This is a genomic window from Acidovorax sp. SUPP1855 (genome assembly GCF_030158955.1).
Taxonomy (GTDB): Bacteria; Pseudomonadota; Gammaproteobacteria; order Burkholderiales; family Burkholderiaceae_C; genus Paracidovorax.
This window is the reverse complement of the sequence record NZ_BQXI01000021.1, coordinates 61,969-75,934: the sequence shown is the minus strand read 5'-3', so window position 1 is coordinate 75,934 and position 13,966 is coordinate 61,969. Positions and strand designations below refer to the sequence as shown.

Sequence of the window (13,966 nt, the reverse complement as noted above, 5' to 3'; positions counted from 1 at the left end):
ATGGCAAAAACCATCAGCCTCACCCGCTACCTCGTCGAACAGCAGCGGGTGGACGGCCTCATCCCCTCGCAGTTGCGCCTGTTGCTCGAAGTGGTCGCCCGTGCCTGCAAGAGCATCAGCCACGCCGTGAACAAGGGCGCGCTGGGCGGCGTGCTGGGCACGGCCGCCAGCGAGAACGTGCAGGGCGAGATCCAGAAGAAGCTGGACATCATCGCCAACGAAGTGCTCATCGAAGCCAACGAATGGGGCGGCCACCTCGCGGCCATGGCATCCGAAGAGATGGACAGCATCTACGTGGTGCCCAACCGCTATCCGCAGGGCGAGTACCTGCTGCTGTTCGATCCGCTCGACGGCTCCTCCAACATCGACGTGAATGTGAGCATCGGCACCATCTTCAGCGTGCTGAAAAAGCCCGAAGGCCACCCCGGCGTCATGACCGAGGACTTCCTGCAGGCCGGCACCCAGCAGGTGGCCGCGGGCTATTGCATCTACGGCCCCCAGACCACGCTGGTGCTCACCGTGGGCGACGGCGTCGCCATGTTCACGCTGGACCGCGAGCAGGGCTCGTTCGTGCTGGTGGAAGAGAACGTGCGCATTCCCGAGGACACCAAGGAATTCGCCATCAACATGAGCAACATGCGCCACTGGGACACCCCGGTCAAGCGCTACATCGACGAATGCCTGGCCGGCACCGAAGGCCCGCGCGGCAAGGACTTCAACATGCGCTGGATCGCCAGCATGGTGGCCGACGTGCACCGCATCCTCACGCGCGGCGGCGTGTTCCTGTACCCCTGGGACAAGCGCGAACCCAACAAGCCCGGCAAGCTGCGCCTGATGTACGAGGCCAATCCCATGAGCTGGCTCGTCGAGCAGGCCGGCGGCGCCGCCACCAACGGCAAGCAGCGCATCCTGGACATCCAGCCCACGCAGTTGCACGAGCGCGTCAGCGTGGTGCTGGGCTCAAAAAATGAAGTGGAACGCGTGACACGCTACCATTCCGATATATAATTTCAGTCTTCGCCGGTGTAGCTCAGTCGGTAGAGCAGCTCATTCGTAATGAGAAGGTCGGGTGTTCGATTCATCTCTCCGGCACCAAATGGAAACCCCTGATTCGAAAGAGTCAGGGGTTTTTCTTTTGGTGTCTGCCTCGCATGTGCTGGCGCTGCACAGCAGCCCGGCATCGAGCGGCTAAATGGCGGTGGCCAACGCACGTTGCCAGCACCATCCGCAACCCATCCAATGATCGATGGGGCCCATGGCCCTGCCCCAGCGGCATGTCGGCCGCAGGCGAACCCGCGCAGGCCCGTGGCTTGGCGTCCTACGGCAGGGGGTAGACCACCCGTGCAGCATGGCCTTCCCCACAAACCATCGACGAGGAAATCCCATGACCACCCATGCACCCCGAGACGCCTGCTCCCTGCTCGATGCGGACCATCGCGCCGTCAAGAAAATGTTCAAGGAATACGAGTCGCTGATGGAGTCCCGCTCCAAGGCGGCCGCCACCCAGCGGTTCGAACTGGCGCGCCAGATCTGCCGCGAGTTGACGGTGCATGCGCAGATCGAAGAAGAGATTTTCTACCCCGCCCTGCGCGATGCCATCAAGGACACCGACCTCCTGGCCGAAGCCGAAGTGGAGCATGCCAGCGCCAAGGACCTGATCGCGCAGATCGAGGCCGCCAGCGCCGCCGATGAAATGTTCGATGCCAAGGTGACCGTGCTGGGCGAGTACATCGACCACCACGTGAAAGAAGAGCGCAACGAGATCTTTCCGAAGGCACGTGCCGCCCGCAAGCTCGACCTCGTGGCCATGCGCGAAGCGCTCGAAGCCCGCAAGGAAGAGCTGATGGCGGGTGAAGAAGCAATGGCCTGACGACCCTGGCGGGCCGCCCTCCCTCAGGGCGGCCTTGCCGCGAACCGCAGGGTCGGCGCTGCGAGGCACTTACCGCCCTCTCTCTCGCCGCCGCCCTGAGCAGCGTCTGCTGAAAGCCTGTGGGCCAGGCCGTCAGGTGCGGCCCGTCTCCGCAGCGCTCGCATGCAGGCAGATCGCGGCCGCCGCACCCACATTCAACGATTCTTCCCCGCCCGGCTGGGCGATGCGGATCAGGCGACTCGCGCGCTCCTGCAGCGCTGGCGACACGCCCTGCCCTTCATGCCCCATGACCCACCCACAAGGCCAGGGCAGTTGCGCCCGGTGCAGGAATTCGCCGCCGTGCGAACTGGTCGCCAGCAGGGGCAGGCCGAGCGCATCGATGTCCGTCGCATCGAGCCCCTCCACCAGCCGCAGGCCGAAGTGGGCCCCCATGCCGGCCCGCAGCACCTTGGCGCTCCACAGCGCCGCCGTGCCCTTGATGGCCGCGATCTGTCCGAAACCGAATGCCGACGCGCTGCGCAGGATGGACCCCACATTGCCGGCGTCCTGCAGGCGATCGAGCACCACGGTGGACACGCCGGGCACCAACGCGGCGGCCGCGGGCATCTCCAGCACGAAGCCCATGCGCGCCGGCGATTCAAGGCCGCTCACGTCCGCCCAGAGGGGGTCGGCGATTACTATGTTTTTGATAGCAGCATGCCAGTAGCTTTCTTGCGCTGCAGGCCAAAAAGACTCCGCATACACGGCCACCGCTGGCTGCAGTCCCCGGGCCAGCGCCGCACGGCACAGGTGGTCGCCTTCCAGCCACACACGGCCCTGCTTGCGGTAGGCGCTGCTGTCCTGCGCCAGGCGCCGCAGGTCCTTGACGAACGCGTTGTCGCGCGACTGAACGAAGGTGACGTTGTCCGAGGTCATGCCGGCTGCCATTCCGCCCGCACCAGGCCCTGCGGCGCCGGCAACGCGTGCGACCCATTCACGGTAGGCACCTCAGGCAGCGGGAGCACCGCCGCGTTGCCCCGGACGAGAGCCGCGGCCACGGGCGAAAACGAGCGGCGGTGGTGCGGGCAAGCGCCATGCTGCTGCAGCGCCGCCATGTGTTCGGCCGTCCCATATCCCTTGTGGCCGGCAAAACCGTATTGGGGATATTCCAGGTGCAATTGCGCACACCAGCGGTCGCGCGTGACCTTGGCCAGGATCGACGCCGCAGAAATGGCCTGCACCAGCGCATCGCCCTTGACGATGGCGTCCGCGGGCACTTCCAGCACGGGCAGCCGGTTGCCGTCCACCAGCACGCGCACGGGCTTCAGGCGCAGCCCCTGCACCGCGCGCTGCATGGCCAGCATGGTCGCCTGCAGGATGTTGATGGTGTCGATCTCCTGCACGCTGGCCTCGGCCACCGCGCAGCACAGGGCCTTGGCGCGGATCTCGTCGTACAGCGCTTCGCGGCGCGCGGCGGTCAATGTCTTGGAATCGGCCAGCCCGGCGATCGGATTCTGATCGTCGAGGATCACGGCGGCAGCCACCACCGGGCCGGCCAGCGGACCGCGCCCGGCTTCGTCCACCCCGGCCACCAGGCCTGGGGGATGCCACGGCAGGGCCGCCTGCTCAGGCGGCAAGGATTTTCTGGATCGCATCGGCGGCCAATCGGGGGGTGTCGCGGCGCAGGGCTTCGTGCAGCGCGGTGAAGCGCTGCTCCAGAGCTGCCAGCGTGTCGGGGGAGTGCGTGGGCGCGTCGAGCCACTGCGTGACGGCCGCGGCCAGCGCCTCAGGGGTGGCAGCGTCCTGGATCAGCTCGGGCACGACGAACTCGCCGCAAAGGATGTTGGGCAGCCCCACCCACGGCTGCAGCTGCTTGCGCCGCATGAGGCGCCAGCTGATGGGGTGCATGTGGTAGCCGATCACCATGGGCCGCTTGAACAGGGCCGCCTCCAGCGTGGCCGTGCCGCTGGCGATCAGCGTGCAGTCGCAGGCCGCCAGCACGGTGTGCGACTGGCCTTCGACGACCTGCACCGCCTCGGCCATGCCGCATTCGCGCACCACCTGCTCGATGCGCGTGCGCAGCGCCGGTACGGCCGGAATGACCATGCGCAACGCGGGGCGCGCCTGGCGCAGCAAGGCCGCCGCCCGCAGGAACGGCGCGGCGATGTAGTCCACCTCGGCCGAACGGCTGCCCGGCAGGATGGCCAGCACCTCGTCGCCTGGGGCCAGACCCAGCCCGGCCCGCGCCGCCTCGCGGTCCGGCTGCATGGGAATCACATTGGCGAGCGGATGGCCGACGTAAGTGGCGGCAATGCCGTGGCGGGCCAGTAGCGCGGGCTCGAACGGGAAGATGCACAGCACGTGGTCGGCGCTGCGCTTGATTTTCTCGATGCGTTCGGCACGCCAGGCCCAGATCGACGGGCACACGAAGTGCACCGTCTTGATCCCGGCCACGCGCAGGTCGGATTCGAGCCCCAGGTTGAAGTCGGGCGCATCCACGCCGATGAAGACCTGCGGCGGGTCCGCGAGCAGCCGACGCCGCAATTGCTTGCGGATCTGCACGATGCCCCAGAGCCGGCGCAGCAGCTCGACGCTGTAGCCGTGCACGGCCAGGCGCTCGCTGGGCCACCAGGCCGTGAAGCCCCGCCGCTGCATCTGCGGCCCGCCGATGCCCTGCCCCACCACGCCAGGCCACTGTGCCTGCAGGCCGTCGAGCAGCAGGCCCGCGAGCAGATCGCCAGAGGTTTCGCCTGCCACCATCGCGATGCGCGGTGCCGGTTGGAGGGAAGGCGCCATCGCGGTCAGCGCGCGATGCCGCGCGAGGAGTTGGCGATGAAATCCAGCAGCAGCGCGATGTCGGGCGCGGCCTCGCCGTGGACCGACGGCAGTTCGGCGATCGCCTGCCGCGCCGCGTCCAGCGTGAGGCCCTGGCGATACAGCAGGCGGTGCGCCTGCTTGATCGCGGCGAGCCGGTCGGCCGAGAACCCGCGCCGGCGCAGGCCTTCGAGGTTCAACCCGCGCACGGACAGCGGGTTGCCGTCCACCATCATGAAGGGGGGCACGTCCTGCGAGATGTGGCTGGCGAACCCCGCCATGACATGCGCGCCCACCTTGGTGAACTGGTGCACGCCCGTGAGGCCGCCGATGATGGCGTGGTCACCCACGTGCACATGGCCGGCCAGCGTGGCGTTGTTGGCCAGAACGGTGTGGTGGCCGACCACGCAGTCGTGGGCAATGTGCACATAGGCCATCACCCAGTTGTCGTTGCCGATCGTGGTCACGCCCCGGTCCTGCGCCGTGCCGGTGTTGAACGTGCAGAACTCGCGGATCGTGTTGCGGTCGCCGATGCGCAGCTCGGTGGGCTCGCCGGCGTACTTCTTGTCCTGCGGCGCGGCGCCCAGGGAGGCGAACTGGAAGATCCGGTTGTCTTCGCCGATCGTGGTGCGCCCTTCGATGACGCAGTGCGCGCCCACCGAGGTGCGCGCACCGATCGTCACGTGCGGGCCGATCACCGCATAGGGGCCGATGGCCGCGGAGGCGTCGATCCGCGCTGCGGGGTCGACGATGGCTGTGGAGTGGATGCTGCTGGTCACGTGCCGCCCTGCCCTCGCAGCGTCAGCCCACGGTGCGCATGGTGCACATGATCTCGGCCTCGCAGGCCACGCTGTCGCCCACGCGTGCCAGGCCCTTGAACTTGTAGATGCCGCCCTTGATACGGTCCAGATCCACTTCCAGGATGAGCTGGTCGCCCGGCTCCACCGGGCGCTTGAAACGCGCACCGTCGATGCCGACGAAATAGAACACCTTGTCGTCGCCGGGCGCCTCGCCCATCATGTCGAAAGACAGCAGGCCCGCGGCCTGCGCCAGGGCCTCGAGCATGAGCACGCCGGGCATCACGGGCCGGCTCGGGAAATGCCCCGTGAAGAAAGGCTCGTTGATCGTGACGTTCTTGAGCGCCTGGATGCGCTTGCCCCTTTCGAGTTCGACCACGCGGTCCACCAGCAGAAACGGATAGCGGTGCGGCAAGAGCTTGAGAATTTGGTGGATATCCATCATTGGAAGATGCGGTCTAACCGTCTTTTCGAGTTTGTTCGAGGGCCTTGATCCGTTCGCGCAGGCTGTGAAGCTGCTTGAGCGTGGCCGCGTTTTTTTCCCACTTCGCATTTTCGTCGATGGGGAACATGCCGGTGTATTGACCCGGCCGGGTCAGCGATCGCGTGACCACCGTGGCCGCCGACACGTGCACGTGGTCGGCCAGTTCGAGATGCCCCAGCACGATGCCTCCGCCCCCCACCGTGCAATGCGCGCCGATGGTCGCGCTGCCCGCCACCCCCACGCACCCCGCCATGGCGGAATGCCGGCCGATGCGCACGTTGTGGCCGATCTGGATGAGGTTGTCGAGCTTCACGCCATCTTCGATGACCGTGTTTTCCAGTGCGCCGCGGTCGATGCAGGTGTTGGCGCCGATCTCGACGTCATTGCCGATGTGCACGGCCCCCAGCTGCTCGATCTTGATCCACTCGCCGCCCTGCGGCGCGAAGCCGAAGCCGTCGGCCCCGATCACCACGCCGGCATGCACGATGCAGCGATCGCCGATGTGGCAGTCCTCGCCCAGCGTCACCCGCGATTTGAGCACCGTGCCTGCACCCACGCGCGCACCGCGCTCCACCACGCACAGCGGGCCGATGAAGGCCGTGGGATGCACCGTGGCGTCCGGGTCCACCACCGCGCTGGGATGGATGCCCTGCGGCACCGCCACGGCGTGCGCGCGCTTCCACAGCTGCGTGGCACGCGCGAAATACACGTACGGCTCGTCCGCGACGATGCACGCCCCCCGGGCCAGCCCGGCCTCGCGCATCGATGGCGCCACAATGACACAGGCCGCCCGGGAGGCGGCCAGTTGCTGCTGGTAGCGCGGATGGCTTAAAAAAGCCAGGTCACCGGGACCTGCAGACTCCAGGGGAGCGATGCGGTGGATCTCTCCGTCCCTCTCGCCCCCCTCCAGCGTGCCGCCCAGCGCATCGACGATCTGCCCCAGAGAGAGGCTCACGCCGCGCGCCCCGTCAGCCGACGGCCATCACTTGGCGGGCGTGGCAGCAGCGGCATTCAGTGCCTTGATCACTTTGTCGGTGATGTCGTGCTTGGGGTTGATGTAGACGGCTTCCTGAAGGATCACGTCGTACTTCTCGGCCTCGGCAACTTGCTTGACGACCTTGTTGGCGCGCTCGAGCACCTGGCCCAGCTCTTCGTTCTTGCGGGCGCCCAGGTCTTCCTGGAACTCGCGGCGCTTGCGCTGGAAGTCGCGGTCCTGGTCGACCAGCTGGCGCTGGCGGGCCGTGCGCTGGCTCTCGGCCATCGTGGGCGCTTCGCGCTCGAACTTCTCGGTGGCGGACTTCAGGCTGTTGCCCTGCTCCACGAGGTCCTTCTCACGACGGGAGAACTCCTGCTCCAGCTTGGCCTGGGCCGCCTTGGCGGTGCTGGCCTCGCGGAAGATGCGGTCGGTGTTGACGAAGCCGGCCTTGAACTCCTGCGCCTGTGCAGGCACGGCTGCACCGAGCGTGCCCAGCAAGAGAACGAGGGGAATATGGCGGGAGAGAGATTTCATTAGAAAGACGTTCCGATCTGGAATTGCAGTTTCTGGATTCTATCGCCGGCGAACTTGCGCACCGGTTGCGCAAAAGCGAGGCGAAGCGGACCGAGCGGAGAAATCCAGCTCAGGCCCAGGCCGGCAGAGACACGCATGTCGCTGAGGGTGACCTTTTCATCTTCGCCATACACGTTGCCCGCATCCACGAAAGTGAACACGCGCAGCGTGCGGTCGTTGCCCGCACCTGGGAACGGTGCGATCAACTCGGCATTGAGCGTGACCTTCTTCGGTCCGCCCAGCGACGCACCCGTCACGTCGCGTGGACCCAGCGTGCCCTGGTCGAAACCGCGCACGGAGCCCAGGCCGCCCGAGTAGTAGTTCTTGAACACCGGGAACGGCCGGCCGTTCATGCCCTTGCCCCAGCCGAACTCGCTGTTGAAGGCCATGGTGAACTTCTTGTTCAGCGGCACATACTGCTGGAACTGGTAATTGCCGCGGACATAGCGCGCATCGCCGGCCACCGACCATTCGGTGTTCAGGCGCTGGTAGCGGCCCGAATTGGGTGCCAAGGCGCTGTCGCGGTCATCGCGCGACCAGCCGATCGTGAGCGGAATCGCGGTGCTGCTGGAGCCGTAGGTCGTGGCATACGACAGGTACGCAGCGGGAATGTTGGTGCCCAGCTTGATCCGCGTCTGTTCGAGGCCGCCCCCGAAGAACACGGTATCGGTTTCGCTGAAGGGGATGCCGAAACGCACACTGGTACCCGCAGTGATCAGCTCGTAGTTGCCGCCCTGGTCCTCGTACGGCTTGTCAGTGCGGTAGTACAGATCGAGCGTGCGCGAGATGCCGTCCCGCGTGAAGTACGGGTTGGTGGTGCTGAACACCAGCGTGCGGCGGTACTTGCTGGTGTTGACGTCCACCCCGAGGTAGTTGCCCGAACCGAACACATTCTCTTGCTTGATGCTGAACGACAGCGAGACCTTTTCCGCACTTGAGAAGCCCGCGCCCAGCTGCAGCGAACCGGTGGGCTTTTCGGCCACGTTCACCACCAGGTCCACCTGATCGGCCGAGCCCGGCACTTCCTGCGTTTCCACATTGACTTCGGTGAAGAAGCCCAGGCGGTCTACGCGGTCACGGGACAGCTTGATCTTGTCGCCGTCGTACCAGGAGGCTTCGTACTGGCGGAACTCGCGGCGGATCACTTCGTCGCGCGTGCGGTTGTTGCCGCTCACGTTGATGCGGCGCACGTAGGCACGGCGGGCCGGCTCGGCGCGCAGCACCAGGGCAACGCGGTTGTTCTCGCGGTCCACTTCGGGCACCGCTTCGACACGCGCGAACGCGAAGCCGAAATTGCCGAAGTAGTCGGTGAATGCCTTGGTGGTTTCGGCCACCTTGTCGGCGTTGTAGGGCTCGCCGGGCTGGATGGTGATCAGCGACTTGAACTCGTCGTCGCGGTCCAGGTAATTGCCTTCGATCTTCACGCCGGAGACCACGTAGCGCTGGCCTTCGGTCACGTTGACGGTGATCGTGATGTCCTGCTTGTCCGGGGAGATGGCCACCTGCGTGGAGTCGATACGGAACTCGAGGTAGCCGCGCGCCAGATAGTAGGAACGCAGGGTTTCCAGATCGGCGTTCAGCTTGGTGCGGGAATAGCGGTCCGACTTGGTGTACCAGCTGAGCCAGCCGCCCGTGTCCTGGTCGAACAGCCCTTTGAGCGTCGATTCGCTGAAGGCCTTGTTGCCCACCAAGTGGATTTCCTTGATGCGCGCGGGCTCGCCTTCGGTGACCGTGAACGTGAGGTTGACGCGGTTGCGCTCGATGGGGGTGACCGTGGTCACGACCTCGGCGCCGTACAGGCTCTTGTTGATGTACTGGCGCTTGAGCTCCTGCTCCGCGCGGTCGGCCAGCGCCTTGTCGAAAGGCCGGCCTTCGGTCAGGCCCACATCGCGCATGGCTTTCTTGAGCGTGTCCTTGTCGAATTCGCGGGCACCGGCGAAGTCCACGTCGGCGATGGTGGGACGCTCTTCCACGACCACCACGAGCACGTTGCCGCTGGCCTCCAGGCGCACGTCCTTGAACAGGCCCAGCGCGAACAGCGCACGGATCGCCGCAGCGCCCTTCTCGTCGTTGTAGTCGTCACCCACCCGCAGCGGCATCGATGCGAAGATCGTGCCCGGCTCGACGCGCTGCAAACCCTCCACCCGGATATCCTGCACCTTGAACGGCTCCAGGGCCCATGCCGCATTGGCAGCAAAAACCATGGCGGCCACGGCACAAGCCTTGCGCACGCCCAAGCGATTGAATTGTTTTTTCATGAGTGAACTGGTACCGCGCGGTGAACGCGCGCGGCAAAAAGGTTAGCCAAAAAGCCGGGTGATATCGTTGAACAGGGCGATGGACATCATCAGGAGAAGCACCGCCACGCCGCCGCGCTGCAATCGCTCCATCCAGGCGTCGGACACGCCCTTGCCGGTCACGCCTTCCCAAAGATAATACATCAGGTGCCCACCGTCCAAAACCGGCAGCGGAAGCAGGTTCAGCACGCCCAGGCTCACGCTGATGAGGGCCAGAAACACCAGATACTGGGTCAGCCCCATGCTGGCCGAACGACCCGCGTAATCGGCGATGGTGAGCGGGCCGCTGAGGTTCTTGAGCGAGGCCTCGCCGATCACCATGCGCCCCATCATGCGCAGGGTCAGTGCCGAAACCTCCCAGGTGCGGACCACCCCATTCCACAGTCCTTCGAGCGGCCCGTGCCGCACGGTCACGAACTCCGGCTGGGCGCCCACGAACGCTCCCACGCGGCCGACCGGGCCCGAAGGCTCGCTGTGCAAATCCGGCAGTACATCCAGCGTCAAGGTCTGGCCGCCGCGTTCGATGCGCCACGGCTGGGATACGGCCACCCCGCCACTGACCGATGCACGGATGAGCTCCCGCAGTTGCTGACCATCCACCACATTGGTCGCACCCAACCTGACGATCAGGTCCCCCTGCCGCAATCCGGCGCGTTGCGCCGGGCCACCCTGGACCACCTCGCCGAGCACGGGCCGCGTCCACGGACCCACGATGCCGATCTTGCGAAAGAGCTGCGCATCCGCCTCCCGCGCATCGAATTGCGCGAGTTCCAGCACCATCTGGCGCTGCGGCGCCCCGGGCGACGGCTGCACCTGCAGGCGGACGTCGGTGCCGTCGAGCGCGCCGCGGGTCAGGAGCCAGCGCAGGTCTTCGAAGGATCGCACTGGCTCGGATTCTTCGTTGCCGAGGGCCGCTTCCAGCACGAGCTCGCCGCCTTGCAGGCCGGCTTTCTGGGCCACGGACCCGGGCACGGGGCTGGCGAGAACCGCCTTCGGCTCCTCCACGCCCATCCAGTTCACTGCGGCGTACAGCAGCACGGCGAGCAGCAGATTGGCCGCCGGGCCCGCTGCCACGATCGCAGCGCGGGATCGCAACGGCTTGGCATTGAACGACAGGTGGCGCTCATGGGCATCGACGGGGGCCTCGCGCTCGTCCAGCATGCGCACATACCCGCCCAGGGGAAACGCGCCGATGACGAACTCCGTGGGCGATCCCTTGGGCTGCCAGCGCAGCAGGGGTTTGCCGAAACCCACCGAAAAACGAAGCACCTTCACGCCGCAGGCGACCGCTACGCGGTAGTGGCCGTATTCATGGACGGCGATGAGCACGCCCAGCGCGACGATGAAGGCAATGACGGTCAGCAACATGGTGTCTTTCTGCCCGGAGGCGATCGCTCAGGCGGCCAGCCGCTGCGCACTGCGCAGAGCAACGGACCGTGCTTCGGCATCCAGCGCCAGCAGGGCCCCGAGCGATTCGGGGTTGGAGGGCTTCACCGCCTCCAGAGTTGCAAGGTTCAGCCGATGAATCTGATCGAAACGGATGCGGCGCTCCAGGAACGAGGCCACGGCCACTTCGTTGGCGGCATTGAGCACCGCCGTGGTGCCGCTTTGCGCGCGCAGCGCCTGCCAGGACAGGTGCAGCCCCGGGAAGCGGGTCGCATCGGCTTCCTCGAAGGTGAGCGCGGACAGGGTGGAAAAATCCAGCCGCGGCGTTCCGCTCTCGATGCGCTCCGGCCAAGCCAGCCCGCAGGCGATCGGAACACGCATGTCCGGCGTTCCCAGTTGCGCCAGCACCGACGCATCCACGAACTGGACCATGGAATGGATGATCTGCTGCGGATGGATCACCACCTTGATCTGCTCCGGCGCCAGATCGAAGAGCCAGCGTGCCTCGATGACCTCCAGGGCCTTGTTCATCATGGTGGCCGAATCGACCGAGATCTTTCGCCCCATCGAGAAATTGGGATGGGCGCAGGCCTGCTCCGGCGTGACATCGCGCAGCGTGGCCGGCGCCCGGGTGCGAAACGGCCCGCCGGATGCGGTCAGCAAAATGTGGTCCACGCGGCGGGCCCAGGTCTGCGGGTCTTCCGGCAGGCATTGAAAGATCGCCGAATGCTCGCTGTCGATCGGCAGCAGCGTGGCCCCGCCCTCCCGGACGGCGGACATGAAGACCTCGCCGCCCACCACCAGCGCTTCCTTGTTGGCGAGCAGCAGGCGCTTGCCGGCCCGGGCCGCCGCAAGGCAGGGGCCCAGGCCCGCAGCGCCGACGATGGCCGCCATCACCACGTCCACCTCTTCGTGGGAGGCAATGGTGTCCAGCGCGTCCGGGTCCTGCAACACCCGCGTTGCCAGGCCATGCGCCGCGAGCCGCTCCTCGAGCAGCCGCGCATGCGGCGCGCTGGCCATCACGGCGAAGCGGGGCTGGAAACGGACACACTGCGCCAGCATGGCGTCGACCTGCGTGGCAGCGCTCAGGGCAAACACCTCGTAGCGCTCGGGATGGCGTGCCACCACATCCAGGGTGTTGGTACCGATGGACCCCGTGGATCCCAGGACCGTGATGCGTTGTTTCATGCGGAAGCGAAGTGGGTCAACATCATGGCCAGCGGCAAGGTGGGCAGCAGCGCATCCACGCGATCGAGCACGCCGCCGTGGCCCGGAAGCAAACCGCTGCTGTCCTTGGCGCCGATGCTGCGCTTGACAAGGGACTCGGTCAGGTCGCCCACCACGCTCATGGCCGCCATGAACACGGCACCCAGCAACAGCAGCCACCAGCCGCGCGCGAACAGGTGGGTATAGAAACTCGCGACCGATGCACTGGCGGACGCGTCGGCGACCACCCAGCCCACCGCCAGAACCACCACACCGGCCATGCCGCCCCACACGCCTTCCCAGCTCTTGCCGGGGCTGATCGAGGGGGCCAGTTTGTTCTTGGTGAAGCGCAGGCCGAAGGCCCGGCCTGCAAAGTACGCAAAGATGTCGGCCACCCAGACAAGAACCAGGATCGACATCAGAAAATTGATGCCCGCCATGCGCGCCTGCACCGCGGCCAGCCACGCCAGCCACAGCACGAACACGCCGCCGACCAGCCGCACGGCCTTGGGAACCTGGGGCCAGCCCTGGACACCCGCGCGCAGCATCCATGCACCGACAAGCACCCACGCGGCGCCACCCAGGGTCCACAGCCAGGCCAGCGGTTGCTGCAACCAGCCCAGTGACCAGCTCGCCGCGCAAAGCGCGACGCAGGCGGCCCCCACCCCCACGGCCGCGCCAGAGCCCAGCCCTTGAAGACGGCCCCACTCCCAGGCACCCGCGGCCATCAAGACCAGGATAACCGTGGCAAAGGGCCACGGAGACGGGTAAAAAAGCGCCGGCAGCAAAATGGCCAGCAGGACGATAGCAGTGATGACGCGCTGTCGAAGCATGGGAAAGCCCTTTCAGACCTGCAGCGAGGCAGGTGACGACGCCAGTATTTGCTCGGATGTCTTGCCGAAACGGCGCTCTCGGGCATTGAAGGCGGCAATGGCCTCATCCAGGGCCTTGCCGTCGAAGTCCGGCCAGAGCCGGTCACTGAAGTAGAACTCGGAATAGGCCGACTGCCACAGCAGGAAATTGCTGATGCGCATTTCGCCACCCGTGCGGATCACCAGGTCCGGATCCGGCACGTGCGCCAGGCCCATGGCCGCATGCAGGCTGGCCTCGGTGATGGGCTCGCCCCGCGCCGCGACGGCCGCAGCGGCCTGCGCGATGTCCCAACGGCCGCCGTAGTTGAAGCAGACGTTCAGGACCAGGCGGGTATTGTGCGCGGTGTCCAGCTCGGCCTGGCGCAGGCCCGCACGCACCTTCTCGGACAACCCGGCCTTCTCACCGACGAAATGCAGGCGCACTCCGTCCTTTTGCAACTGGGGGACTTCCCGGGACAGCGCCTTGGCCAGCAAGTCCATGAGGCCCGACACTTCATCGGCAGGCCGGTTCCAGTTTTCCGAAGAGAAAGCGAACACCGTCAGCACGGCCACGCCCCGCTCCACGCAGGCCTGCGCGCAGCGTTTGAGAGATTCCACGCCCTGCTTGTGCCCTGCCAGCCGCGGCAGGAAACGGCGCGTGGCCCAACGGCCATTGCCATCCATGACGATGGCAACGTGGTGCGGAATGGCCGAAGAGGCGGACATGCAGGGC

Annotated in this window: 14 protein-coding genes and 1 tRNA gene; 3 read left to right on the top strand and 12 right to left on the bottom strand. The window is 66.4% G+C overall.

Features of this window, described 5'->3' with window-relative positions:
- The 3 genes from AVMA1855_RS17735 to AVMA1855_RS17725 all read left to right on the top strand — a co-directional run bounded on the left by AVMA1855_RS17735 (position 1) and on the right by AVMA1855_RS17725 (position 1,870).
- On the top strand, positions 1-1,008 hold the full coding sequence (locus AVMA1855_RS17735) for a class 1 fructose-bisphosphatase (RefSeq protein ID WP_272568522.1): 1,008 nt from the start codon (positions 1-3) through the stop codon (positions 1,006-1,008).
- An 11-nt stretch (positions 1,009-1,019) separates the two neighbouring features.
- A tRNA-Thr gene (locus AVMA1855_RS17730) sits at positions 1,020-1,095 on the top strand.
- 289 nt (positions 1,096-1,384) lie between these two features.
- Positions 1,385-1,870, top strand: a complete 486-nt coding sequence (locus tag AVMA1855_RS17725) for a hemerythrin domain-containing protein (RefSeq protein ID WP_284426720.1) — start codon at positions 1,385-1,387, stop codon at positions 1,868-1,870.
- 132 nt (positions 1,871-2,002) lie between these two features.
- Here the strand turns inward: AVMA1855_RS17725 and AVMA1855_RS17720 are convergent, their stop codons facing one another.
- Genes AVMA1855_RS17720 through uppS form a run of 12 tightly spaced genes read right to left on the bottom strand, consistent with a single transcriptional unit; the run spans position 2,003 to position 13,959 of the window.
- On the bottom strand, positions 2,003-2,785 hold the full coding sequence (locus AVMA1855_RS17720) for a TrmH family RNA methyltransferase (RefSeq protein WP_284426719.1): 783 nt from the start codon (positions 2,783-2,785) through the stop codon (positions 2,003-2,005).
- On the bottom strand, positions 2,782-3,504 hold the full coding sequence (rnhB, locus tag AVMA1855_RS17715) for a ribonuclease HII (RefSeq protein ID WP_284426718.1): 723 nt from the start codon (positions 3,502-3,504) through the stop codon (positions 2,782-2,784). The genes AVMA1855_RS17720 and rnhB overlap by 4 nt, the downstream gene beginning before the upstream one ends.
- Positions 3,476-4,645 (bottom strand): lipid-A-disaccharide synthase, encoded by a 1,170-nt coding sequence (lpxB, locus tag AVMA1855_RS17710; protein ID WP_284426717.1) that lies wholly within the window; start codon positions 4,643-4,645, stop codon positions 3,476-3,478. The genes rnhB and lpxB overlap by 29 nt, the downstream gene beginning before the upstream one ends.
- A 5-nt stretch (positions 4,646-4,650) precedes the next feature.
- Positions 4,651-5,442, bottom strand: a complete 792-nt coding sequence (gene lpxA / locus AVMA1855_RS17705; RefSeq protein WP_284411994.1) for an acyl-ACP--UDP-N-acetylglucosamine O-acyltransferase — start codon at positions 5,440-5,442, stop codon at positions 4,651-4,653.
- Positions 5,443-5,464: 22 nt separating this feature from the next.
- The gene (gene fabZ / locus AVMA1855_RS17700; protein ID WP_092744676.1) at positions 5,465-5,905 is read right to left on the bottom strand and encodes a 3-hydroxyacyl-ACP dehydratase FabZ; all 441 of its coding nucleotides are present in this window, start codon (positions 5,903-5,905) and stop codon (positions 5,465-5,467) included.
- A gap of 13 nt (positions 5,906-5,918) precedes the next feature.
- Positions 5,919-6,899, bottom strand: coding sequence for a UDP-3-O-(3-hydroxymyristoyl)glucosamine N-acyltransferase (lpxD, locus tag AVMA1855_RS17695; RefSeq protein ID WP_284426716.1), 981 nt, complete (start codon positions 6,897-6,899; stop codon positions 5,919-5,921).
- A 27-nt stretch (positions 6,900-6,926) separates the two neighbouring features.
- Positions 6,927-7,454 carry an OmpH/Skp family outer membrane protein gene (locus AVMA1855_RS17690; protein WP_272568495.1) on the bottom strand — a complete coding sequence of 176 codons (528 nt, stop codon included), beginning with the start codon at positions 7,452-7,454 and terminating at the stop codon, positions 6,927-6,929.
- A complete protein-coding gene (gene bamA / locus AVMA1855_RS17685) occupies positions 7,454-9,751 on the bottom strand; it encodes an outer membrane protein assembly factor BamA (RefSeq protein WP_272568493.1) in 2,298 nt (765 codons plus the stop codon). Before bamA ends, AVMA1855_RS17690 begins: the two co-directional genes overlap by 1 nt.
- Before the next feature lie 42 nt (positions 9,752-9,793).
- Positions 9,794-11,158: an RIP metalloprotease RseP gene (gene rseP, locus AVMA1855_RS17680; RefSeq protein WP_284426715.1), complete on the bottom strand. Its 1,365-nt coding sequence runs from the start codon at positions 11,156-11,158 to the stop codon at positions 9,794-9,796.
- Positions 11,159-11,185: 27 nt separating this feature from the next.
- Entirely contained in the window at positions 11,186-12,364 is a 1,179-nt protein-coding gene (gene ispC / locus AVMA1855_RS17675; protein ID WP_284426714.1) for a 1-deoxy-D-xylulose-5-phosphate reductoisomerase, read from the bottom strand.
- Positions 12,361-13,215 (bottom strand): phosphatidate cytidylyltransferase, encoded by an 855-nt coding sequence (locus AVMA1855_RS17670; protein WP_284398750.1) that lies wholly within the window; start codon positions 13,213-13,215, stop codon positions 12,361-12,363. Before AVMA1855_RS17670 ends, ispC begins: the two co-directional genes overlap by 4 nt.
- A 12-nt stretch (positions 13,216-13,227) precedes the next feature.
- The gene (gene uppS, locus AVMA1855_RS17665; protein ID WP_284399043.1) at positions 13,228-13,959 is read right to left on the bottom strand and encodes a polyprenyl diphosphate synthase; all 732 of its coding nucleotides are present in this window, start codon (positions 13,957-13,959) and stop codon (positions 13,228-13,230) included.
- Between the last annotated feature and the right edge of the window lie 7 nt (positions 13,960-13,966).